Annotated in this window: 12 protein-coding genes and 1 pseudogene; 10 read left to right on the top strand and 3 right to left on the bottom strand. The window is 38.8% G+C overall.

The annotated features are described in order from the left end of the window. Nucleotides 1–604 precede the first annotated feature (604 nt). From H4J38_RS16630 to H4J38_RS16620, 3 genes are all read left to right on the top strand, one after another. Nucleotides 605–2,209: an ABC-F family ATPase gene (locus H4J38_RS16630; RefSeq protein ID WP_182133568.1), complete on the top strand. Its 1,605-nt coding sequence runs from the start codon at nucleotides 605–607 to the stop codon at nucleotides 2,207–2,209. 158 nt (nucleotides 2,210–2,367) lie between these two features. Further along, nucleotides 2,368–3,057: a 2OG-Fe(II) oxygenase gene (locus H4J38_RS16625; RefSeq protein ID WP_182133566.1), complete on the top strand. Its 690-nt coding sequence runs from the start codon at nucleotides 2,368–2,370 to the stop codon at nucleotides 3,055–3,057. 39 nt (nucleotides 3,058–3,096) lie between these two features. Beyond that, the gene (locus H4J38_RS16620) at nucleotides 3,097–3,573 is read left to right on the top strand and encodes a hypothetical protein (protein WP_259365546.1); all 477 of its coding nucleotides are present in this window, start codon (nucleotides 3,097–3,099) and stop codon (nucleotides 3,571–3,573) included. 141 nt (nucleotides 3,574–3,714) lie between these two features. On the opposite strand, the gene H4J38_RS16615 is transcribed toward H4J38_RS16620, so the two are convergent. Both H4J38_RS16615 and H4J38_RS16610 read right to left on the bottom strand, forming a co-directional pair. After that, on the bottom strand, nucleotides 3,715–4,701 hold the full coding sequence (locus H4J38_RS16615) for an MDR family oxidoreductase (protein WP_182133564.1): 987 nt from the start codon (nucleotides 4,699–4,701) through the stop codon (nucleotides 3,715–3,717). A 45-nt stretch (nucleotides 4,702–4,746) separates the two neighbouring features. After that, on the bottom strand, nucleotides 4,747–5,379 hold the full coding sequence (locus H4J38_RS16610; RefSeq protein ID WP_182133562.1) for a TetR/AcrR family transcriptional regulator: 633 nt from the start codon (nucleotides 5,377–5,379) through the stop codon (nucleotides 4,747–4,749). A 220-nt stretch (nucleotides 5,380–5,599) separates the two neighbouring features. On the opposite strand from H4J38_RS16610, the gene H4J38_RS16605 reads away from it, so the two are divergent. From H4J38_RS16605 to H4J38_RS16575, 7 genes and pseudogenes are all read left to right on the top strand, one after another. After that, a complete protein-coding gene (locus H4J38_RS16605) occupies nucleotides 5,600–6,715 on the top strand; it encodes a sensor histidine kinase (protein ID WP_182133560.1) in 1,116 nt (371 codons plus the stop codon). 3 nt (nucleotides 6,716–6,718) lie between these two features. Next, nucleotides 6,719–7,549: a LytTR family DNA-binding domain-containing protein gene (locus H4J38_RS16600; RefSeq protein ID WP_182133558.1), complete on the top strand. Its 831-nt coding sequence runs from the start codon at nucleotides 6,719–6,721 to the stop codon at nucleotides 7,547–7,549. A gap of 267 nt (nucleotides 7,550–7,816) precedes the next feature. After that, nucleotides 7,817–10,480 (top strand): annotated as a pseudogene (locus H4J38_RS16595) (family 16 glycosylhydrolase); the annotation flags it as partial. 587 nt (nucleotides 10,481–11,067) lie between these two features. After that, nucleotides 11,068–14,073, top strand: a complete 3,006-nt coding sequence (locus tag H4J38_RS16590; protein WP_182133554.1) for a TonB-dependent receptor — start codon at nucleotides 11,068–11,070, stop codon at nucleotides 14,071–14,073. 284 nt (nucleotides 14,074–14,357) lie between these two features. After that, complete coding sequence (locus H4J38_RS16585) at nucleotides 14,358–15,632, top strand: sugar MFS transporter (RefSeq protein ID WP_182133552.1); 1,275 nt, start codon at nucleotides 14,358–14,360, stop codon at nucleotides 15,630–15,632. Beyond that, nucleotides 15,632–18,241, top strand: a complete 2,610-nt coding sequence (locus tag H4J38_RS16580) for an exo 1,3/1,4-beta-D-glucan glucohydrolase (protein ID WP_182133550.1) — start codon at nucleotides 15,632–15,634, stop codon at nucleotides 18,239–18,241. Before H4J38_RS16585 ends, H4J38_RS16580 begins: the two co-directional genes overlap by 1 nt. A gap of 333 nt (nucleotides 18,242–18,574) precedes the next feature. Beyond that, complete coding sequence (locus H4J38_RS16575; protein ID WP_182133548.1) at nucleotides 18,575–20,761, top strand: OsmC domain/YcaO domain-containing protein; 2,187 nt, start codon at nucleotides 18,575–18,577, stop codon at nucleotides 20,759–20,761. Between the two features lie 227 nt (nucleotides 20,762–20,988). Here H4J38_RS16575 and H4J38_RS16570 read toward each other — a convergent pair whose 3' ends face one another. Continuing rightward, nucleotides 20,989–22,269 (bottom strand): diguanylate cyclase, encoded by a 1,281-nt coding sequence (locus H4J38_RS16570; protein ID WP_220465595.1) that lies wholly within the window; start codon nucleotides 22,267–22,269, stop codon nucleotides 20,989–20,991. Nucleotides 22,270–22,737: the final 468 nt, after the last annotated feature.

Raw genomic sequence — 22,737 nt, 5'->3', positions numbered from 1 at the left:
TGGAAGTTAAAGTCGGAAGTTAGAGCTTGGAGGTGCAGTTATACACCATATCTCAAAAAAACATATCTCAAAAATTATTGTATGTGCATTGATATATGATTCTCTAGCTTAGGCGATAAACCAATGTACTTAAGGTTAAATATTTAAAAACATGCAAAACCTTACTGTTTAACTATGAAGTAATAGCTATTTGAAAATATAAAAACTAAGACCGTAAGTACAAATTTTGAAACAGCTTTTGTTGTTTTACTTTATGCAGAGAGAGATTTATAAGCGAAATTAAGATAATGATTATAATGTAAATGGTAAAAGTTAAGTAATAGATGTTTTTTTAATAAGCGTAAGTAAGAGGCTGCTGCAAGGGCAATTTTTTCATAAAAACGAAAAATAATGCACTGTTTATAAAATAATCAATTAAAAGTAAAGTTTCGGTGGGGCTCAGGGCGTTATTGCTGTATAATGCGCGGCTTTATTATGGTGACTGAGTATTGGGTTGATGTTAATCCGGCTTGGCTACAGCAATTACAGTATTAACTATCACTTAAAACACTGGGCTAGCACTTACCAGTTAATGGGTTTAGTTAACACAAAATAGGATTACCTTTTGATCACTACATCGAACATTACCATGCAATTTGGCGCAGAGCCGTTATTTGAAAATATTTCAGCTAAATTTGGCAACGGTCACCGCTACGGTTTGATCGGCGCAAATGGCTGTGGCAAGTCTACATTTATGAAGATACTAAGTGGTGACTTAGTGCCAAGCTCAGGTAATGTATCGGTAAGTACAGGTAACAAAGTCAGCACTCTGGGCCAAGATCAGTTCGCTTTTGAAGCACACAATGTTATTGATACTGTGATCATGGGTGATATGCCGCTATGGAAAGTTAAGCAAGAGAGAGATGCTATTTACGCACAAGCTGAAATGAGTGAAGCAGATGGTATGCGTGTTGGCGACTTAGAAAGCGAATTTGCAGAAATGGACGGCTACACCGCAGAAAGTCGTGCTGGTGAAATATTATTAGAAGCGGGTATTGATGAGTCTTTTCATTACGGTTCTATGCAGCAAGTTGCGCCAGGTTGGAAGTTGCGTGTACTTCTGGCACAAGCTTTATTCGCTAACCCTGATATTTTATTACTCGATGAGCCGACCAACAACTTGGATATTCATACCATTAGCTGGTTAGAAGGCGAGTTGAATAAACGTAAATGCACTATGATCATCATTTCGCATGATAGACATTTCCTTAACTCTGTCTGCACCCATATGGCTGATATTGATTACGGTGAGCTACGTGTATATCCAGGTAACTACGAATTTTACTTGGCACAATCTGGTTTATTACGTGAGCAGTTATTAGCGGGTAACGATAAAAAAGTGGCTGAAATAGCTGAACTACAAGACTTTGTTAACCGTTTTGGTGCTAATGCTTCAAAAGCGAAACAAGCCAGTTCTCGTGCGAAAAAAATGGATAAAATTAAACTTGATGATGTTAAATCATCGAGTCGTATTACGCCTAAAATTGCTTTTGCTCCAGGTAAGAAAATGCACCGTCAAGCCCTAGAGCTTGAAAACCTAAGTCATGGTTTTGATGGCAGCATATTATTTGAAAAAGGCGACTTATTACTAGAAGCTGGTGCTAAGTTAGCTATTATTGGCGAAAATGGTGTAGGTAAAACTACCTTGTTACGTTGTTTAATGAGCGAGTTAGAGCACCTTGAAGGTGTTGTTAAATGGTCTGAAAATGCTTCAGTGGGTTATTGTCCACAGGACAGTGGCTCATTTTTTGATAATGACTTAACGCTAATGGAATGGATGTCTCAGTGGCGTAGACCTTGTCATAACGATTTAAGTGTTCGTGGTATGTTAGGCCGTATGTTATTTACTGATGACGATGCGAATAAAAAAGCTCGTAACTGTTCAGGTGGTGAAAAAAACCGCTTGTTATTTGGCATGTTAATGATGGCTGATATTAATGTATTGATCATGGATGAGCCAACTAACCACATGGATATCGAAGCGATTGACGCACTAAACAACGCGTTAAAAGACTTTGAAGGTACATTAATTTTTGTTAGTCATGACCGCGAATTTGTTTCAAGCTTAGCGACACGAATTATTGATATTAAAGATAAAAAGTTAATTGATTTTCAAGGCTCGTTAGACGAATACCTTGATAACCAAGAACAAGTGAAAAAAATCGCTTAGTTTTAATTAGCTATTAGCGCATAACGGGTACAAAATAAACCTACAATGAAATATGTTTCAGTTGAAGAAAGCACTAAACTGTGTGCTATTATGAAGCATATTTCATTTTATTAGATTAACACCACCATGTTAGTTTTCCTCTCTAAGACATTCTCTCGTTGAACATAGCTCAAGCTACTCCTCTGGGTGATGACCCAACATTATTTGAATCACTCTTTGAATTAATAGCAAATGACATTGTCGATAAGGGCTACAGCATTTGCCCTTTCGCTTTACCTGAAAATTTGACTTCGCTGTTGTTGCAACATATTACTCAGCTGCCTGAAGATAATTTTAAACGCGCTGGTATTGGTCGAGCAAAAGACCATATTATTAATGACTTTATTCGTACCGATGAAATTTGTTGGATAACGGGTAATAGTGAGGCCGGTGGTGCTTGGATAAACTGGGCTGGCTTATTGCAAAATTATCTAAATAAGCGCCTGTTTCTAGGCTTGTTTTCTTTTGAAAGTCATTTTTCCCATTATGCCAAGGGCGACTTTTATAAGAAGCACAAAGACGCTTTTAAAGGTGAAGATAACCGTGTGTTATCTGTGGTGGTTTACCTTAACCCCAATTGGTCAGCAGAGGATGGCGGAGAATTGATTATTTATCCTCAGCAAGCAGCACAATCAAGCATTATTGATAATGGTAAAATAACGGTAACACCAAATTTTGGCACCATAGTCGTTTTTTTAAGCGAAGAGTTTCCTCATGAAGTATTACCCGCTTTACGCGATCGTTATGCTATTGCAGGTTGGTTTCGATTAAATACCAGTATTGCTAATAATATTGATCCACCACGTTAGTGCCAAGCTTATAGAATGTAAGGTATAGGAGAAATATAATTGCCAAAAAAATTAAATAAAACGCCTCATGTTATGAGTGATCTTACTGACATTAACCAAGAGTTAGAGCCACTTAAAGTTTTAGCTGATCGTGAACTTGCTTCTATTTATGGTCTAACGGGTATGGTGTATACCCCTCATATAGATGACTATATGCAGGTGAGCATTAAGAAAGCAGCGATATTAGCTTGCTTAAAAAGCCAAGGGTATTTACCTTTATCTGAGGTCGAAATAATTACGGCAGAATTAGACTTTATGCATAAAAGAGCCAGAAGCAATGCGGTTTTTGAATATAAAGGTAATGAATATAAGCGCCGATTTTCCCCACTAAAGCTAAGTAAGTCGGGTAAAAATGTGCAAAAGTGGGCTAAATTTTGGCTATTACAATTACCTAATGGCAAAGTGGACCCAAATTGGGAGCGGCAAGTACGTGAAATCTGGCCGTCATACTTTCTTATCAGAACAATCAATATGTAGTTATACCAATTAATTCATTACCTATTTATTCTTCATGGTTAAAAATAGACAACGGCAGGGTTACAACATTTATTAATCACAGCTCTTGCTAAAACCGCTAGATACAGACGTATTTTATCCCCATATCTAGCGTTCAGCTATTTAAGTGTTTACATCAACAACAACACGTCCGGTAACCTCACCACTGAGTAACTTGTCAGCAACGGCTATAGCATCATGTAGGCCAACCGTTGTCGCTATTTGTGATATTTTATCAGCTAATTGCGTCTGTTCTAGTCGACTCCAGGCGTCTAACCTGTCTTGTTGCGGGCGCATAACACTATCAATACCTAGTAACGAAACACCTCTTAGTATGAAAGGTGCAACCGATGATGGAAAATCCATACCTTGTGCTAAACCACAAGCAGCAACACAACCACCGTAGTTAATGCTAGCACAAACATTAGCCAGTGTTGTGCTGCCAACAGAATCAATAGCCGCAGCCCAGCGCTCTTTCATTAGCGGTTTACCGGGGGCAGATAACTCCGCACGATCGATTATCTCTTGTGCACCTAATTTCTTTAAATAAGCTGCTTGTTGTTCGCTGCCAGTTGACGCGGTAATGCTATAGCCTAGTTCAGCCAAAATTCTAATCGCAAAACTGCCAACACCACCCGTTGCACCCGTGACTAAAATATTACCACTTTCTGGGGTAATACCGTGTTTTTCTAATGCCATCACACAAAGCATCGCCGTGTATCCTGCAGTGCCAATAGCCATGGAATTAAATGGTGTTATACCTTCTGGTAAAGGAATGAGAAACTCGCTCTTAATACGCGCTTTTTGTGATAAACCGCCCAGATACTTTTCGCCAACACCGTAACCATTTAACAAAACATGATCGCCAATGTTAAATTTATCATTATCACATTGCTCAACAACACCAACTAAATCTATACCCGGTATCATAGGGAAACGTCTAATTACTGGTGCCTTCCCTGTAATAGCTAAGGCGTCTTTGTAGTTGATAGTGCTGTAAAGCACTTTAATAAGCACGTCACCATCATTTAAATCTTCTTCACTAAGCTCTTTAATACTGGTGTGATAGCCTTGGCTATCATTTTTATCAATCACTAAACTCTTAAACATTACTCTCTCCAATTTAGACTGATCGTCTATAAATAGTTAAAAAAATTACTTTGCTATTAATTGTAAAAATGTATCGATAAAAATATCGATAGGGGTCAGATTTTTTGCCAATTTACTTTTAGCTATTGCGCCTTCCCATCCCATCCAAAAGAAGCTCGCTAAGGCTTTACAATCAAGTGAAGCTGGAATGGAGTTCTCGTGTTGCGCTAATTCTAGACAGCGCGCTATTTTTTGTTGCCAATCATCAAGCGTAGTTAATAGCTGCAGCCGATGGCTTTCTGGCAATAGGGTAACTTCCTGTTCGAGATTGCCAATTAAACAACCGCGTTTGAAATTATATCGAGCCATTCCATCTTTAGCCTCGTTGGCAAAGTTAGTGATACGTATTAGTGGCTTATTATTTTCATTGAGCAGGTGTATATCTAATTTTTTAGCAAAGTAACGGCTGTATTCTTCAATAACCGCAATGCCAAAGACTTCTTTGCTAGCGAAGTAATGATAAAAAGAGCCTTTGGGTACAGATACTTTTTTTAGGATCAGATCAATACCTGAAGAGGCGAAGCCAAATTCAGTAAAATATTCAACGCCACTTTGTACAAGTGCTTGTTTGGTTTGATTGCTATCTCGACCTGATTTAGCTGGCCTACCGCGCTTAGCTGTTGAGTTATTTTTAATCATATATACATATTAGACTGATCGTCTATTAAAGTGCAAGATATAAATAGGAACGCCTCTTTTAAGGTGCGCGTGCTTTTAATGGCTACTCTATCTCATTATTACAGCTGCGATGTGTTATCGCAGATATGACTCGTTTTGACGCATTTGTTGCTCGTTGACTATGAATTGTTATATCTTTGACAAATACAATGGCCAATTAAGTAACTTATCTACAATGGAAATGACAGCGACAAATCATGAAGAAAGTACGCTTGAATTAGGTCCACAGGCTTTTTCTAAGCAAAGTCATCAATTTTGGACCTTGCAAATTACCGGTTGGCTAGGTTACGCCGTAGTGGTTTTTTTAGCTATTATTCGTCCACAGCTTGGTCTTGAAGGCTTTAATTTTTCAGGGCAGATGATAAATTTGGTGCTAGAAACCCTCAGTGGTTTTATTTTATCTTATTTACAGTGGCAGTTAATCCGTAAAATTGTTCATTTACCACTTAGAAAAACCTTATTTTTAAGCTTTCTTTCGGCCGCCTCATTAGGGTTGTTATTTAATGTTATTAAGCTAAGTTTTTATAAAATGGTGGTTTATCAGCAACAATGGAATGAGGCGTGGAATACATTAGAGTTTGGTGGTTGGTTAATGTTTTCATTAACCACTATGTTTGTCTGGACTTCCATCTATTTTATTATGCTTTATAACACTAAGTTGCAAGGTGAGCATGAAATGCTGCTGCGCGCGCAAACAGCAACTAAAGACGCTCAGTTACAAATGTTGCGTTATCAACTTAATCCACACTTTATGTTCAATACCATGAACGCCATATCAACTCTAATTTATAAAAACGAGAATGAAACCGCTAATGAAATGCTTGATAAATTGTGTGAGTTTTTCCGCTATTCATTAGATAAAAATGACAAAAGTAAAACAAGTTTGCAAAAAGAGCTTGAACTCATTGAGCTTTATCTATCGATTGAAAAGGTCAGGTTTGCTGATCGCCTAAACGTAGAAATAGATGTTTGTAAAACAGCATTGGCTTGCCAAGTACCTTGTATGTTGTTACAACCTTTAGTGGAAAATGCCATTAAGTATGCGATTGAATTAAGAAAATCGGGTGGTAAAATTAAAATCAGTGCTAAAAAATCGGCTGATCGTTTATTGATTCAAGTTGTCGACAACGGCCAAGAAAGTAAAGGTAAAGTCAGCGATGGTTTTGGTATTGGTTTAAGTAATACCAAAGCAAGACTAAGTGCTATGTTTAACGGTGATTATGAAGTCAATATTACTGATATTGAAGAGGGCGGTACCATGGTTTCTATTTCAATTCCTTTTGAGAAAAAGATTTAACATATGATCAATTTACCACTAACTGCAATTATTGTTGACGATGAGCCTCTTGCCTTAGAAGGTTTACGACTAAGGTTGGAAAAATTACCAGAAATTGAAGTTATCGCAGAAGCTAGCGATGGCGACCAAGCCATTCACTTGTGTCAAACCTTATCGCCAGACGTGCTGTTTTTAGACTTACGTTTACCAGGGCTAAATGGTATTGAAGTGGTACAAGCATTACAGGCCGATGTGTTGCCTATGGTTGTTTTTGTTAGTGCTTATGGTGAATATGCTTTAGAAGCCTTTGAGCTTAATGCTATTGATTATGTGTTAAAACCAGCTAATTTAGGGCGCTTACAAAAAACGGTAGAGCGCATAATGCAACGGGTCAAACCGGTAGATTCAAGTAAAGAAAAATTCAAACTTTTACGTGCCTTGGGCGAAACTTCAGGTATTGCGGTAACAGAGTTAGAAAATTGGCTAGCAACTGACTTACCTCTACCAACACTTTTTAATCAGGAATTAGTGATTAAAAATAACGATCAAGAAAAAATATTTTTACCGATAAAAGATATTCGCTGGATTGACGCGGCAGGTGATTATATGTGTGTTCACACACCCAGTGAGACTCATATAGTGCGAATAACCATGAAAAAACTGGTCAGTCAGCTCGACCCTAAAATATTTACTCGCATACACAAATCTACATTAGTTAACGTTAATTGCATTAAAAGTATTAAACCATTACGCAACAGTGAAAGTATTCTTGAATTGGGTGATGACGTACAATTAAAGGTCAGTCGTAATTACAGTTCAACCATACAAAAAATTGTAGAAGCCAAACAAATTTAACCACTTGTCGTATTTTTGTAACGCCTTGCCTCTTATTTACGTCTAAAACCTTCTATACCGCACGCTATAACCACCATAGCGCATTTTGTTTGTAACTATTTGTAATTTGAATCAGTATGATTACAGGGGGTAGTCTGTAGTTGTGTTGTAAATAGCAATTATGGCTGCCGAGCTATGCTGCTAAAAAATTCGCATTAAATAACATAATTAGAACCATGCGAGTTTGCTTAGTACAACAAAAATAGTTGGGTAATTGGAAATCAAATTATGAGAAAAGCTGCAAAAAATATTACACATTTGCTTGCTTTACTATCAACCATCACCTTAATAGGGTGTGGTGGTAGTAGTGCTGAAACCAAAACTAAAATAAACAAAGTTGATCCACAACAACCCGTCAGTGATTGGGCTTTGATGTGGAGTGACGAATTTGATAGCGAAACTATCAATGCGCAAAACTGGACACATGAAGTTAACTGTGCCGGTGGTGGTAACCAAGAAAAGCAATGTTACACTGATAGCGCAGAAAACTCATTCATACAAGACGGCATGTTAAACCTTGTTGCTCTGCCTGCCGAAGATGGCGCTGCACTACCTTATACTTCAGCGCGAATGATCACTCGTTATAAAACAGACTTTAAATATGGTCGAGTTGAAATGCGAGCGAAAGTTCCTTCAGGGCAAGGTAGTTGGCCTGCCTTTTGGATGATGCCTACTGATGAAGAATATGGCGAATGGCCACGTTCGGGTGAAATTGATATTTTTGAATCGGTTAACTTAGGTGCTGCTAGAGAAGATGGCACCGCAGAAAATCATATTTACGGTACCATTCATTACGGTAAAAGCTGGCCGGACAATTCATCTTCAGGCAAAGCCTATAGCTTAGCTGATGGTGTTAGCCCAGCAGATGACTTTCATACTTATGCTATAGAGTGGCAAGAAGGTGAAATTCGTTGGTATATGGATGGCTATCTATATGCGACACAGCGCCAATCAAAAGTGCGTTACAACAGTAAAGATGAAGCGGTTGGCCTTGCGCACAGAGGTTGGTTCACAGAATACTTCGACCAAGTCTCTGGTGAGCTTAAAACCCATTGGGACACTGCACCTTTTGATAAAGAATTTCATTTAATTCTTAACTTTGCCGTTGGTGGTAGCTGGCCTGAAAGCGTCAACGAAACAGGTATTGACGCAAGCGCTTTTCATGCTGAAAACAAATATGTAGTCGATTATGTCAGAGTTTATCAATGTCAGTCTGACCTTGAGACTGGTAAAGGTTGTGAAACCGTGAGACCTGGATACGATAACAAGGACGATGCTCTTGTTGAAGGTAAAGCACCAGTGCCATTACCACCAAGTGACGGTGTTGCTAAAAATATCGCTATTTTTGATGGCTCTTTAGAGGCTAACTGGACCGCATGGGATTGTTGTGGCGGTACAACACCTGCAATTATTGCTGATGCAGACAAAGGCGACGTAGTTCAATTTAATATCAATGACAATAACGGTACAGTGTTAGGATTTTCAACCAGAGATGGACATTTTCCTGCTGATTTTACCGGTGTTTCAGCCCCATTCGATGCATCTCCTTTACTCGACTTAAACGGCAAATTGTCATTTGAAATGAAAGTCGTGACTGCTCCTACATCTGCTACTACATGGTTACTTAAAGCAGAAGCTGGTGACGGCGGACCAAACACAGGTGATGTTGCGCTTAATACCAGTGTTGAAGGTTTAGACCCAGTTGTTGGCCAATGGCAAACTTATACTTTCTCATTAGCTACGCTGCAAGAAAAAGGCTTAGACCTGAGTGCGATTGATGTTTTGATGGTTTTCCCTGCTTGGCAAACTGGTGAAGGTGCTGAGTATTTAATTACCAATATGAAAATTGAAGGTGATGTGGGAGCTTCTCCTGAGCTTGTTATTTTTACTGATAACGAAAATCCAAGCTGGCCAATGTGGGATTGTTGTGGTGGTTCTACCCCAACAGTTGAATTAGATGATGACGCACACGGTAACGTAGCTGAATTTTCAATCGGTGCTGATCCAACGGTAATGGGCTTTATTTCTCGCATAGACAACACTGAAACTCCTGCGCCATTTGACGCGTCTGCCATTATTTCTAATGGTGTTATTCAATTCGATATGAAAGTTGTGACCATGCCAAACGATGCTGGCGCCACTTGGATGTTCAAAGTTGAATCTGATAACAATACCTCAGCGGTTGAGTTACCTTTATCGAGCAGCGTTGAAGGTGTAACTCCTGTTGCTGGTCAATGGCAAACTTACACCTTTAACATAGCTGATTTAGCTAATGCTGATTTAAATGTTAGTGCTATCGATGTCATTATGATATTCCCTGCTTGGAGCACTGGTGAAGGTGCGGTTTACCGTGTTGATAATGCCAAGATTTATGATCCAAGTGCCTCAACGGGTTTTAATGGCCACGTATTATTTGCTGACGCTGCTAAAGAGCAATGGAGCATTTGGGACTGTTGTGGTGGTTCGACACCAACCCTTGAAAATGACGATACCGAGCATGGTATGACCGCTGAATTTGTTATAGGCGCTGCTCCTACCGTTATGGGCTTACTTGCTGACGATGATGTTTATTTAGATGCTGCAAGTTTAGTAAGTAATGGTGTTGTGCAATTTGAAATGAAAGTGCTTAGTGCGCCAAATGATGCAAGTGCTGTGTGGAAATTTAAAATTGAAGCCGGTGATGCTACCTCTGCTGTTGAGTTAGATTTAAGCGCAAGCAATGAGGGGCAAGCTCCAGTGGTTGGCCAATGGCAAACCTATACTTATTCACTTCAAAGCTTATTTGATGGCGGTTTAGATTTAAGTGCGATTGACGTGCTTATGGTGTTCCCAGCATGGGGCACAGGTGAAGGCGCAGTGTATCGCTTAGATAACGTCATGATCTATGATCCTGCCAGTGTTCCTGCACCACAAGGACTAACCTTGTATGACAATGCTCAAAACCCTGAGTGGCCTATTTGGGATTGTTGTGCAGGTTCAACGCCAACGGAAGAAAATGATGACGCTGACCACGGTATGGTAGCAGAGTTTGTTATCGGTGCTTCTCCTACTGTAATGGGATTTTTAGCCAACGAAGCCGTCTATTATGATGCTAGCGGTATACAGCAAAACGGTGTTGTTAAGTTTGATATGAAAATGGTTAGTGCTCCTAATGACGCGTCAGCGGTATGGAAATTTAAAATTGAGTCTGGAGACACCACCTCAGCAGTTGAAATGGACTTAACGGCAAGTCAAGAAGGTGCAGCGCCAGTTTTAGGGCAATGGCAAACCTATACTTATAGTCTTGTTGACTTATTTGATGCGGGTTTAGATACCAGTGAAATTGATGTAATTATGGTTTTCCCTGCTTGGGGAACGGGTGATGGAGCAGTATATCGACTGGATAATGTCGCAATAACTGCACCATAAACACGTAATTAAAAAAGCTTGTGCGGCTAACAGTCGCCAGCTTAATCTAATTTTAACTAAGTAGGGTTAATATGAAACATTTAACATTTTCTAAAAAACACTTAGCTGTGTGTATATCAGCCATTATAAGTTCTGGCTTTAGCCAACAAGCGTTTGCTGAAGAAGCAGACAAAGATGCATTAGCAGAAAAAGATGCCAATGTAGAAGTTATTACAGTATCCGGTATTCGTGGGAGTTTAGTTCGCTCGATGAATATTAAACGCGATATGTCAGGCGTTGTAGATGCGATTTCTTCAGAAGAAATGGGTAAATTCCCTGATACCAACTTAGCAGAATCTTTACAACGTATTACCGGTGTTTCGGTTAGTCGTGCTAACGGTGAAGGTAGCCAAATTACCGTGCGTGGTTTTGGTCCTGACTTTAACCTGATTACCCTTAATGGTCGTCAAATGGCGGGGACAGGTTTTACGCGTTCATTTAACTTTGAAAATCTATCTTCTGAAGGTGTAAGCTCGCTAGAGATCATGAAAACTGCGCGTGCAGAAGCGCCAACAGGTGGATTAGGTGCAACGGTAAATATCGTTACAGCTAAGCCATTACAAAATCCAGGTCAAAAATTCTCTTTTATGGCCAAAGGGATCCACGACTCATCGGTAAAAGAAGGTGATGATGTCACACCAGAAATTGCCGGTATTTATAGTAATACTTTTGATGATGAGCGTTTTGGTATATCAGCTAATTTCTCTTACCATCGCAGAGACTTTCAACGACAAGCAGCGAATGTACGTTCTTGGTTAGTCAATCCTAGCTTAACCGTTGATCCTGAAAATATTATTGACAATCGTCCTGTCGATGCCGAAGGCAACGTTGCTAGACAGTTTTTTGATCCAAACGAAGGAGATAATGGCGAATATGTATCTGCCTCTTTCTTTCCACAAGAAGTTAGTTTTGGAAAAGATGATGTACAACGTGAACGTACTAATGCTCAGGTAACTTTTCAATTTGCTCCTACGGATGATTTAATTTTTACCCTTGATCACACGGTTTCAAATGCAGTAACAGGCAACAATTCGCTTTCTTGGGGAATTTGGAATGGCTCATTTGGTGGCAATGCCAATGCCTATGAACTAGATGAAAACGGTACGGCTATATATTACAACTCTGCAGGTGATGATGCATCTTTTACTTCGTTTCGCGAAACCAGTGAAGTCGATTCAAAAGCCACGGGGATTAACGTTGAATGGTATGCAACCGATGACTTAAGTTTTACTTTTGATGCTCACAGCTCTAAAACTACCACAGACAATGGCAAAGACTCAGGTCTTAATGCTAATGCTAGAATAATTTTAGGATCGGCTGATCTTGCTTCTAAAGAATACTTTTTCCGTGAAGGTGATGTACCAGGTTTTAATGTTAACTGGAACAATGGCTCTCAAGAGATTAATCCAAATCAAATTGGTTCTAATTTCAGTATCTTTACTAGGACACCAGGAGAGTCGGAAGTATCACAAGTTCAATTAGATGGTAAGTTGTTAACAGACACCAATTTTGGCTTAGAGACAGTTAAATTTGGTGTTGCTTACACTAAACAGACGTTGAGTGGCTCTGGAGGTTCTAACAATGCTAATGCGCCTGGATTTAATAATGGCACCTTTGCTGAAATATTCCCAGATAGCATGTTTGAAAGAGTTGACCTAAGTAACTTCCTTGATGAATTTTCTTTCGGTTCTAATGGTGTTGCGCCAGGTTACGCCTATACATTTGACCTTGATGAAGCTTTCGCTAGACAAAGTGCATTTTTGACTGCAGATGTGGTTGGCAGTGACGTATACGAAATAGGCAGTTTTGACGGTTTCCCAGTCAACAAAGTTGAAGAAGAAACTATCAGTTTATATGTTTCAACTGCTTGGAATTTTGAAGTGAGTGACTATGACGTTCAAGTAAACCTTGGCGTTCGTTATGAAGAAACAGACATTGTTAGCCCGGCAAAAAGTCGCGTTGCTGAGCAAATATATTGGGCCGGTGGTTCAGAGTGGATCACTCAGTTTGCCAGTGGTGGTGAGTTGGTGGAAGTCGACTTTGAAGGTAAATACGACTTACTACTTCCTATGTTAGATATTAAAGTCGATCTAAGTGATGATCTAGTTGCTAGGGCCTCTTGGGGACAAACCATCACCAGACCTACACTAGGTAATATGCTCGGGAACCTGAGCTTAACGTCATCGCCAAAACTTAATTCAAGAAGTGGTAGTCGCGGTAATCCAAACTTACAGCCATTTAAATCGACTAATCTCGATTTAACCCTTGAGTACTACTATGACGAAGCAAGTTACGCTGCTATAGGCCTATTTTGGAAAGATGTTGATGACTGGATTGACAACGCTGAAGTTAAAACAACCTTTGATGGCTTACATGATGTATACCTAGGTCAACGCTGGAATAGTGCCGTATCAGCTATAACTGGGCGTGGTGAACAAGCTACTGATTCAGCTATATACAATGAGATTGTTGCTAATGGTGTTGGTATTGGTGAGAACAATCGTATATTACCTGATGCTGCAACTGACCCACTAATTGAATGGACAATAAGTTCACCAGAAAATGTTGGTTCACGTAAGGTTAACGGTATCGAATTGTCTATTCAGCATTTATTTGGTGAAACTGGCTTTGGTACTGGCTTTAATGCCACTTTTGTTGACGGTGACGTTGAATACGATAACTACCAATTGGCTTCTCAACCCGTGCTTCCAGGATTAAGTAATTCTGCTAACTTGCAAGGGTTTTACGAGAAAGATGGTTTGTCTGTCAAAGTAACTGGCGCATGGCGTGATGAGTATTTAATTGGTCAAGGCTTACCTGATGCCCAAGGTTCTCCACCACAATATGCCGAAGAGTATCTTCAGTGGGATCTAAGTGTTAACTACGAAGTAAACGAAAGTATGACTGTGTTCTTCGAAGGCGTTAACTTAACCAACGAAACTGAGCGTACATTTAGTCGTTTCCAAAGCCAATTTTTGAGTGCCGCTCAATACGGCCCAAGATATACCGTTGGCTTTAGATACACCATGGATAATTAACCGGCATTTAAATTCGAGCTATTCATTTAAGGTACGCAGTTTTCTATGCGTATAGTGATGCGGGCTATGTTGTTATTAAGAGTATTATTTACTCAACAATATAGCCCTCGTTACACGCTAGTTACGCCTTATAGCTTTAATTAATAGACGGTTGTAAGCCGCGCTTATATAAGACATAAACGCACTTTTTTCTTACTTCCATGTTGGTGTTGCTTAAGCCGCTTTTTAGCGCATAACTTTGGCACAGCCCGCATAGAGTTCTTCTCAATTTAGGAATTTATCTTATGGCTAGTACTTCGGTCGTATTAGACAAACAACATAGCACCGCTGATATTGGTACACCTAACCAAAATCGCTTCGCGCTGATCTCATTAACCTCTTTGTTTTTTATGTGGGGCTTTATAACCTGCTTAAACGACATTCTTATTCCACATTTAAAAGCCATCTTCGATTTAACTTATACTCAGTCGATGTTGGTACAATTTTGTTTTTTCGGTGCCTACTTTATCGTTTCGTTACCTGCTGGACAGTTAGTGAAAAAAGTGGGTTATCAAAAAGGTATTGTTGCAGGCTTAATTGTCGCCGCGTTAGGGTGCTTAATGTTTTACCCTGCAGCATCAATGCATAGTTATGCGATGTTTTTATCGGCATTGTTCGTATTAGCCAGTGGTATCACGATTTTACAAGTTTCCGCGAATCCTTATGTTACTTTACTTGGGCCAACAGAGTCAGCTTCTTCAAGATTGACCATGACTCAAGCGTTTAATTCTTTAGGCACAACGGTTGCACCATATTTAGGTGGTTTGCTTATTCTAAATGAAGCCGCTCATTCGATGACTGCAGCACCTTCTGCAGACTCTGTAAAAGTACCTTATTTAATACTTACCGCTGCTTTACTGATATTAGCGGCTATTTTTGCTTGGCTGAAGTTACCTCATATTGCCAGTGCAGAGACCGAAGAAGACGAAGTTGTGTCAGGCTCAGCTTGGCAATATCGTCATTTAGTTTTAGGCGCTTTGGGTATATTTGTTTATGTTGGCGCTGAAGTGTCAATTGGTAGCTTTTTAATTAACTTTTTTGGCGAAGCCAATATTGGAGGTTTAGAAGAGTCTCAAGCGGCTAAATACCTGACTTATTACTGGGGCGGAGCCATGGTTGGACGCTTTATTGGTGCTGCGGTAATGCAAAAAATTGATGCAGGTAAAACACTTGCCTTTAATGCTTTCTTCGCCGTGATTTTAGTGACTATTGCTATGTTAACCAGTGGTAGTTTAGCGATGTGGGCAATCCTGCTAGTCGGACTATGTAACTCGATTATGTTTCCTACTATTTTCAGCTTAGCGCTAAATAGCTTAGGTAAACATACCAGCCAAGGTGCAGGTATTTTGTGCTTAGCGATTGTAGGTGGTGCTATTGTGCCATTACTACAAGGTGTTCTTGCTGACATCGTTGGTGTGCAATTATCCTTTGTTTTACCCATATTTTGTTACATCTATATTGTTTCTTACGGTTTAATTGGCTCGAAACCAACGGCTGTTAGTTTAAAGGAACAAGCGTAATGAATAAATTTACTTACCTCTTTGTATCCACTATTTCTGCATTGGGATTAGCGGCTTGTAATTCTGGTGCTAAGGTTGAATCTGATTTAGATGCCACTGAAATAGTCTCGGAACAGATCGCTGTTGAAAAATCAGTGTTGGCTAAGAAAAACCTGTCAATTTGGCCGACTATTGCCTCAGAAGTAAAAGCAGATGCTGCACTTGAGCGTCAAGTGCAGCGTTTATTGTCTAATATGACATTAGCGCAAAAAGTAGCGCAAATGATCCAGCCAGAAATTCGTGATATTACGCCAGAAGATATGCGTAAATATGGCTTTGGCTCTTACCTTAATGGTGGTGGCGCTTTTCCAAATAATAACAAACATGCCACGCCACAAGACTGGATTGCCTTAGCCGAAGCTATGTATCAAGCCTCTATTGATGATTCTTTAGATGGCTCAACCATTCCTACTATGTGGGGTACAGACGCAGTTCATGGCCATAACAATGTTATTGGTGCCACACTATTTCCGCATAATATTGGATTAGGTGCGGCAAACAACCCTGGATTAGTTGAGAAAATAGCCAAAATTACTGCGACAGAAGTTATGGTCACGGGTATTGATTGGGTATTCGCGCCAACCGTCGCAACCGTTAGAGATGATCGATGGGGCCGCACTTATGAAGGTTATTCTGAAGACCCTGAAATTGTAAGATCCTACGCTGCTTCAGTGGTTAAAGGTTTACAAGGTCATGCCGGTAATGACTTTTTAGGTGATGATCGCGTGATCAGTACCATTAAACATTTTATTGGCGACGGCGGTACAGTTGCTGGTGATGACCAAGGCGATAACCTAGCGTCAGAACAAGATTTATATGACCTACATGCTCAAGGCTATGTTGGTGGCTTAACCGCTGGCGCGCAATCGGTTATGGCGTCATTTAATAGCTGGCATGGTGATAAAATTCATGGCCATCGATACTTAATAACCGATGTGTTAAAAAACAAAATGGGCTTTGATGGTTTTGTTGTTGGCGACTGGAATGGCCACGGACAAATTGTTGGCTGTACTAATGATAACTGTCCACAAGCGGCAAATGCTGGCTTAGATATTTTCATGGTACCAACCGATGCTTGGAAACCGTTAATGGAAAACACCATAGCGCAAGTTAAACAAGGCGTTATTCCACAAGCACGCATTGACGATGCGGTTAGCCGTATTTTACGGGTTAAATTACGTGCAGGCTTATTTAATAAACCTAGCCCTGCCAATCGACTGTTTTCAGGAAAAACTGAACTAGTGGGCAGTGAAGCACATCGAGAAGTTGCTCGACAAGCCGTAAGAGAGTCTTTGGTGCTATTGAAAAATAAAGCCAATATATTACCGCTTTCACCTAAGTTAAATATTTTAGTTGCTGGTGACGCTGCCCATAACATTGGCAAGCAATCTGGTGGTTGGAGTATTACTTGGCAAGGCACTAATAATAGTAATGAAGACTTTCCAGATGGCTCATCAATTTATGAAGGCCTAGCGTCACAAGTTCAAGCAGCAGGAGGTAAAATTACGTTGAGTGAAAATGGTCAATTTTCGCAAAAGCCTGATGTTGCCATTGTAGTATTTGGTGAAGAACCTTACGCAGAAGGCCATGGTGATAAAGATAATTTAGCTTATCAGCGCGGTATGCAAACTGATTTAGCCTTATTGAAAAAGCTTAAAGCACAAGGTATTCCAGTGGTGAGTATTTTTATCAGCGGTCGACCAATGTGGATGAATGCTGAACTTAATGCTAGTGATGCTTTTGTTGCCGCTTGGTTACCAGGTTCTGAAGGTAAGGCCATTGCTGATGTGTTATTAACTGACAAAAATAAAAAGATACAGCATGACTTTAAAGGCAAGCTTTCTTTTTCTTGGCCTAAAACATCAACTCAGGTCGTTAACCGATTTGATGAAGTTTACGAGCCGTTATTACCTTATGGTTTTGGTTTAACTTATCAAGACAGCGCTGAACAAGAACTTTTATCTGACACTTTGTCTGAAGAAGTCAGCAGTGATGAAAGTGCAGTTAAGAATACGGCGATATTTGCAGGAAAAGTAGCTAAACCTTGGCGCATGTTTTTAACCTCTAATATGCAATCGTCTGAGTTGAAATCTAATAGTGCTACTCTACCCGGTGCTATATATAGAACTGTTGACAAAGTGGTACAAGAAGATGCTTTCCGACTTGAAACTAATAGCAGTGCAAAAGCAGGCATTTTATTTTCAAGCAGCTTTAGAGAAGATCTCTCTTTTGAACTTGAGAAAAACTCAGCTTTAGTAATGACAGTTAAGCGTGAAGCAAATATCAGTAAATCGGTTGCTGTTGAAATGCATTGTGAGTCTGAGGGCGATCCTTTAGATAGTTGTAGAGCCGCTATTGACATTCAAAAGCAGCTGCAAGCGATACCTCAAGGTCAGTGGCAAGATATTGTTATTAACTTACGATGCTTTGCTGATAAAGGTTTAGCAATGAATAAAATTGTTTCACCGTTTGCACTTTATACTGAAGGTGCTGTGAAGCTCTCGATAAGCAATATTCGTTTTGAATCACAAACTAAAGTGCCTGAGAATTCTTCAATTCAGTGTCCTTAATAGCGAATAGTATTATGACTTAAACCAAGCCGGTAATTTCTACCGGCTTTTTTATGTACAGGATGCCGTGGTGACAGGACGTCAATGAACGACGATATCTGTTTTTTTGATGAATATTTTTCAACACAAAAAATACTACTCGAGTTTATCTTAGTTTGATTTCATAGTTGATATTCACCCTTCAAGGGGTTAATTCCATACTTTATGCAATTAACCCAAGACTATTTAGTTAAAAACCTCGATAATTCCCCCCATTAAGACAAATACCTTAATAGCCAAACTTTCAAACTGAAATGTTGGCTATTACAGCAATCAATTGTGGGGCCCAATTCAATGGAAATTAAAGTTAATTTTCTCGACAACGTAAAAGTTGAAGCTAAGTTTGATGACTTTAGCGTCATCGCCGACCAACCTATTCGATATAAAGGTGATGGTTCAGCGCCAGGTCCTTTTGACTACTTCCTCGCTTCTTCCGCTATGTGTGCTGCATACTTTGTTAAGGTATATTGTAGTTCTCGCGATATTCCAACCGAAAACATTCGTTTATCACAAAATAATATTGTTGATCCTGAAGACCGTTATAAACAAATCTTTCAAATTCAAGTTGAATTGCCAGAAAACATTTCAGAAAAAGACCGTTTAGGTATTCGACGTTCAATTGACCGTTGTACGGTTAAAAAAGTGATACAAACCGGACCTGAATTTAAAGTTGATCTGATTGACAGTCTAGAAGATGACGCGCAAGCCATGTTGATGTCGGGCTCTGAAGCTGGAGACAGTACTTATATTTTAGGTAAAGACTTACCGCTTGAAGAGACCATTAAAAACATGACCGCCATATTAGCGGGCTTAGGCATGAAAATAGAAATTGCCTCGTGGCGTAATATTGTACCTAATGTTTGGTCATTACATATTCGTGATGCAGCCTCACCTATGTGCTTTACTAATGGTAAAGGTGCCACGAAAGAAAGTGCACTTTGTTCGGCCATAGGTGAATTTATTGAGCGCCTTAATTGTAATTTCTTTTATAACGATCAGTTTTTAGGGCAAGATATTGCTAACAGTGACTTTGTGCATTATCCCAATGAAAAGTGGTTTAAGTTAGATGAAAGTGATGATTTACCTAGCGGTATTTTAGATGATTATTGTTTAGGTATTTACAACCCTGATGATGAACTGCGTGGATCAAACCTAATTGACACTAATTCAGGCAATGCTGAACGTGGTATTTGTGCTATTCCTTATGTACGTCAATCTGACGGCAAAACGGTTTATATTCCGTCAAACTTAATTGAAAACTTATTTTTAAGTAATGGTATGAGTGCGGGTAATAACTTAGCTGAAGCGCAAGTACAGTGTTTGTCTGAAATTTTTGAACGAGCAGTAAAAAGACAAATAATAGAGCAAGAAATTGTTTTACCTGATGTACCGAAAAGTGTGCTTGAAAAGTTTCCTAGCATTTTGGCTGGTATCGAAGCCCTTGAAGCCCAAGGTTTCCCTGTCGTTGTTAAAGACGCATCGTTAGGTGGTCAATTTCCAGTGATGTGTGTCACCCTAATGAACCCGAAAACGGGTGGCGTATTTGCCTCTTTTGGGGCACATCCAAGCTTTGAAGTGGCGTTAGAGCGTAGTTTAACTGAATTGTTGCAAGGTCGCAGTTTTGAAGGTTTAAATGATGTACCAAGACCAACATTTAATAGCCTTGCGGTATCAGAGCCTGAAAACGCAGTTGAACACTTTATTGATTCAACGGGCGTAATTTCGTGGCGCTTCTTTAGCAATAAGCATGACTATGAATTCTGTGAATGGGATTTTTCTGGTACGAGCGTAGAAGAAAACGATCGTTTATTCGCTATTTTAAAAGACTTAGGCAAAGAAGCTTATGTTGCGGTATTTGACCAACTTGGTGCCACAGCTTGTCGTATTTTAGTCCCTGATTATTCAGAAATTTATCCAGTAGAAGACTTGGTTTGGGATAATACCAATAAGGCACTAAATTACCGTGAAGATATCCTAAATCTTCATATTTTAGATGATGATGCATTAGAAAGTTTAGTCACACGATTAGAAGATAGTCAGCTCGATAACTATATTGATATTAGAACCCTCATAGGTATTGAGTTTGATGAAAATACCGTTTGGGGACAACTGACCATTTTAGAACTTAAAATACTGATTTATTTAGCCTTAGGTGCATTAGAAGATGCGCAAGAGTTAGTCGAAGAGTTCTTGCAGTTTAACGATAATACCGTTGAACGTCGCTTGTTTTATCAAGCAATGCAAGCCGTGCTTGAGATCACCATAGACGAAGATATGGAGCTTGAAGATTTTATTGGTAATCTAAATAGAATGTTTGGTGAAAACACGATGAATAACGTTATTGGCTCTACAATAGGTGAAGTTAAATTTTTTGGGCTTACCAAAACGGGCATGAACTTAGCCGGTTTAGACAAGCACCTTAGATTAATCGACAGCTATAAAAAACTTCATCAAGCACGAAAAAATCAAGCGTCAAGCTAATCGGTCTCTGCTAGTTTTTTAGCGAACTGTTTTGCTTGATTTTATAAAATTTAAAAGCCAATACCTAACTATAGGTATTGGCTTTTTTGTGATTGATTTTTGTTATTGATGTTTATTTTACAGCCACATAGGAGGAGTGTATCTGTGCATAATGACTGTAATAAGTGCCATGAAAGGCATAGTTGCTTTAAATTGTTAAAGTTTGATTAATAAAATATTGGCAATTTTTATAAGTACATAACCTTATTTCGACTATAGTTTTTTGCTTGATACAAGGCTTTATCAGCGCGAGAAAACATAGTGTCAAATGACTCATCGTTAGAGATAATGCTTGAAACACCAATACTGACTGAAAGCTTTATCTCACCCTGCCAATCACCCATTATGGTTAATTTATTCTGCTCGTTTCTTATACGCTCTGCAAGTACCATCGCGGCTTGTGCTGATGTTTCAGGTAAAAGAATAGAGAACTCCTCACCACCAATACGGGCTAAAATATCGGTTTGTCTTAGGCTAGCTTTAAGCTGTTTGGCGACCTCGATTAATACTTGATCCCCAGCAGGATGGCCAAATTTATCATTTATACTTTTAAAGTGGTCAATATCAATGGTAAAAATTGTTAAAGATAATGAGTAGCGTTTTGCGCGGTGATATTCTTTTTCCGCTTGCTCTGTAAAGAAACGACGATTATATAAATTAGTTAATGGGTCAGTATTAGCAAGTTTTTTAAATTCTTCTTTTAGTTTATATAATTCAGTTACGTCACTGGAGAAGCCAATTAGCGCAGGTAGCTTATCCGGTTGATTAAAGGGGATTTTAGTGCTGATGTAATGAAAGGTATCACCATCTTCACTATGAGCAGTTTCTTCTATTACTTGTTTTTTATTTGTTTCAAAAACCTGCTTGTCTGACTGGTAAAAGTGTTCGGCAATTTCTTTAGGTAAAATATCAGTATCTTTTTTACCAATGATGTTCTCTGCCTTATCACCAAATAATTCAGCAACACGACTATTTACGTATAAAAAAGTACGTTCGCAATCTTTTACATAAATATGAGCATCGATATTATTTAACATGGTATCAAGTAAATAACTTTGGTTACTAACTTGCTCTTGTAATTTTTTTTCTATAATGATCTCTGTAGAGATCCCAGACATACCATCGACACTACCGTCACTTTTATAAAGTGGTTTTTTGATTACTTTATAAATACGAATTTCATTTTTAGCTTTGATAAAGTTTTTTTCTTCACTTTCTACTCTAATGCCTTTGTTCATCACTAAGTCATCATTTATCTGTAATTGTTTAGAAAGAACTAAATCGTAAAAATGACTATCATCAAAGCCAATAACATCAGCCAATTTTTTTTCAAATAAATCTAAAAGGGCTTGGTTTGCATAAGTGTATTTTCCTGACAAGTCTTTGGCATAAATAAAAGAATCAATACTGTCTAATACTTCATTCTTGATGCTATCAAACGTGGATATTGTATTGTTTTCTTTATTCAAGTTGCCACCGTAAGGTAAAAGATAAAAGATAAAAGATAAAAGGTAAAAGGTAAAAGGTAAAATTCAATATATATCAAGTCACTATGGTAGTTTAATTTTAATATTATCACAACTAGCGAGTGGGATACTCTACCCTTTGACCACCTGTATAGCTGAATTCTTTTTTGACCTACATTGTTATTATGTAATATCAGCTTTCGTAGCAAAGTGATGATTTAGTGGCGTTAATTTGCAGAATTAAATTGACCGTGTGTTAGTAAAAGTTATCGTGTTTTAGAGAACACAAGCAATCTAATCTATTGATATATTGGCTCAGGAATCATACGTAGTCATAGGCTAAAGTCATTTAGTAGTGGTTATAGCGGTTAAGTTTTTACTAAACTTTAGACAAAAAAAAGCGTTTACCTAAAAAAGTAAACGCATTATAAAAACATAAAACACTCAGGGAAGTAAGTCTCTTATATAGTA

It is taken from the genome of Colwellia sp. BRX10-3, from assembly GCF_014077505.1.
Taxonomy (GTDB): domain Bacteria; phylum Pseudomonadota; class Gammaproteobacteria; order Enterobacterales; family Alteromonadaceae; genus Cognaticolwellia.
Note: the sequence above shows the minus strand (reverse complement) of the source record. Positions and strands in the feature narration are given on the sequence as shown.

Coding starts and splice junctions, on each gene's coding strand:
- H4J38_RS16615 (WP_182133564.1), bottom strand. CDS start 4,701: ATGTTTAAGAGTTTAGTGATTGATAAAAATGATAGCCAAGGCTATCAC.
- H4J38_RS16610 (WP_182133562.1), bottom strand. CDS start 5,379: ATGATTAAAAATAACTCAACAGCTAAGCGCGGTAGGCCAGCTAAATCA.
- H4J38_RS16605 (WP_182133560.1), top strand. CDS start 5,600: ATGACAGCGACAAATCATGAAGAAAGTACGCTTGAATTAGGTCCACAG.
- H4J38_RS16600 (WP_182133558.1), top strand. CDS start 6,719: ATGATCAATTTACCACTAACTGCAATTATTGTTGACGATGAGCCTCTT.
- H4J38_RS16590 (WP_182133554.1), top strand. CDS start 11,068: ATGAAACATTTAACATTTTCTAAAAAACACTTAGCTGTGTGTATATCA.
- H4J38_RS16585 (WP_182133552.1), top strand. CDS start 14,358: ATGGCTAGTACTTCGGTCGTATTAGACAAACAACATAGCACCGCTGAT.
- H4J38_RS16580 (WP_182133550.1), top strand. CDS start 15,632: ATGAATAAATTTACTTACCTCTTTGTATCCACTATTTCTGCATTGGGA.
- H4J38_RS16575 (WP_182133548.1), top strand. CDS start 18,575: ATGGAAATTAAAGTTAATTTTCTCGACAACGTAAAAGTTGAAGCTAAG.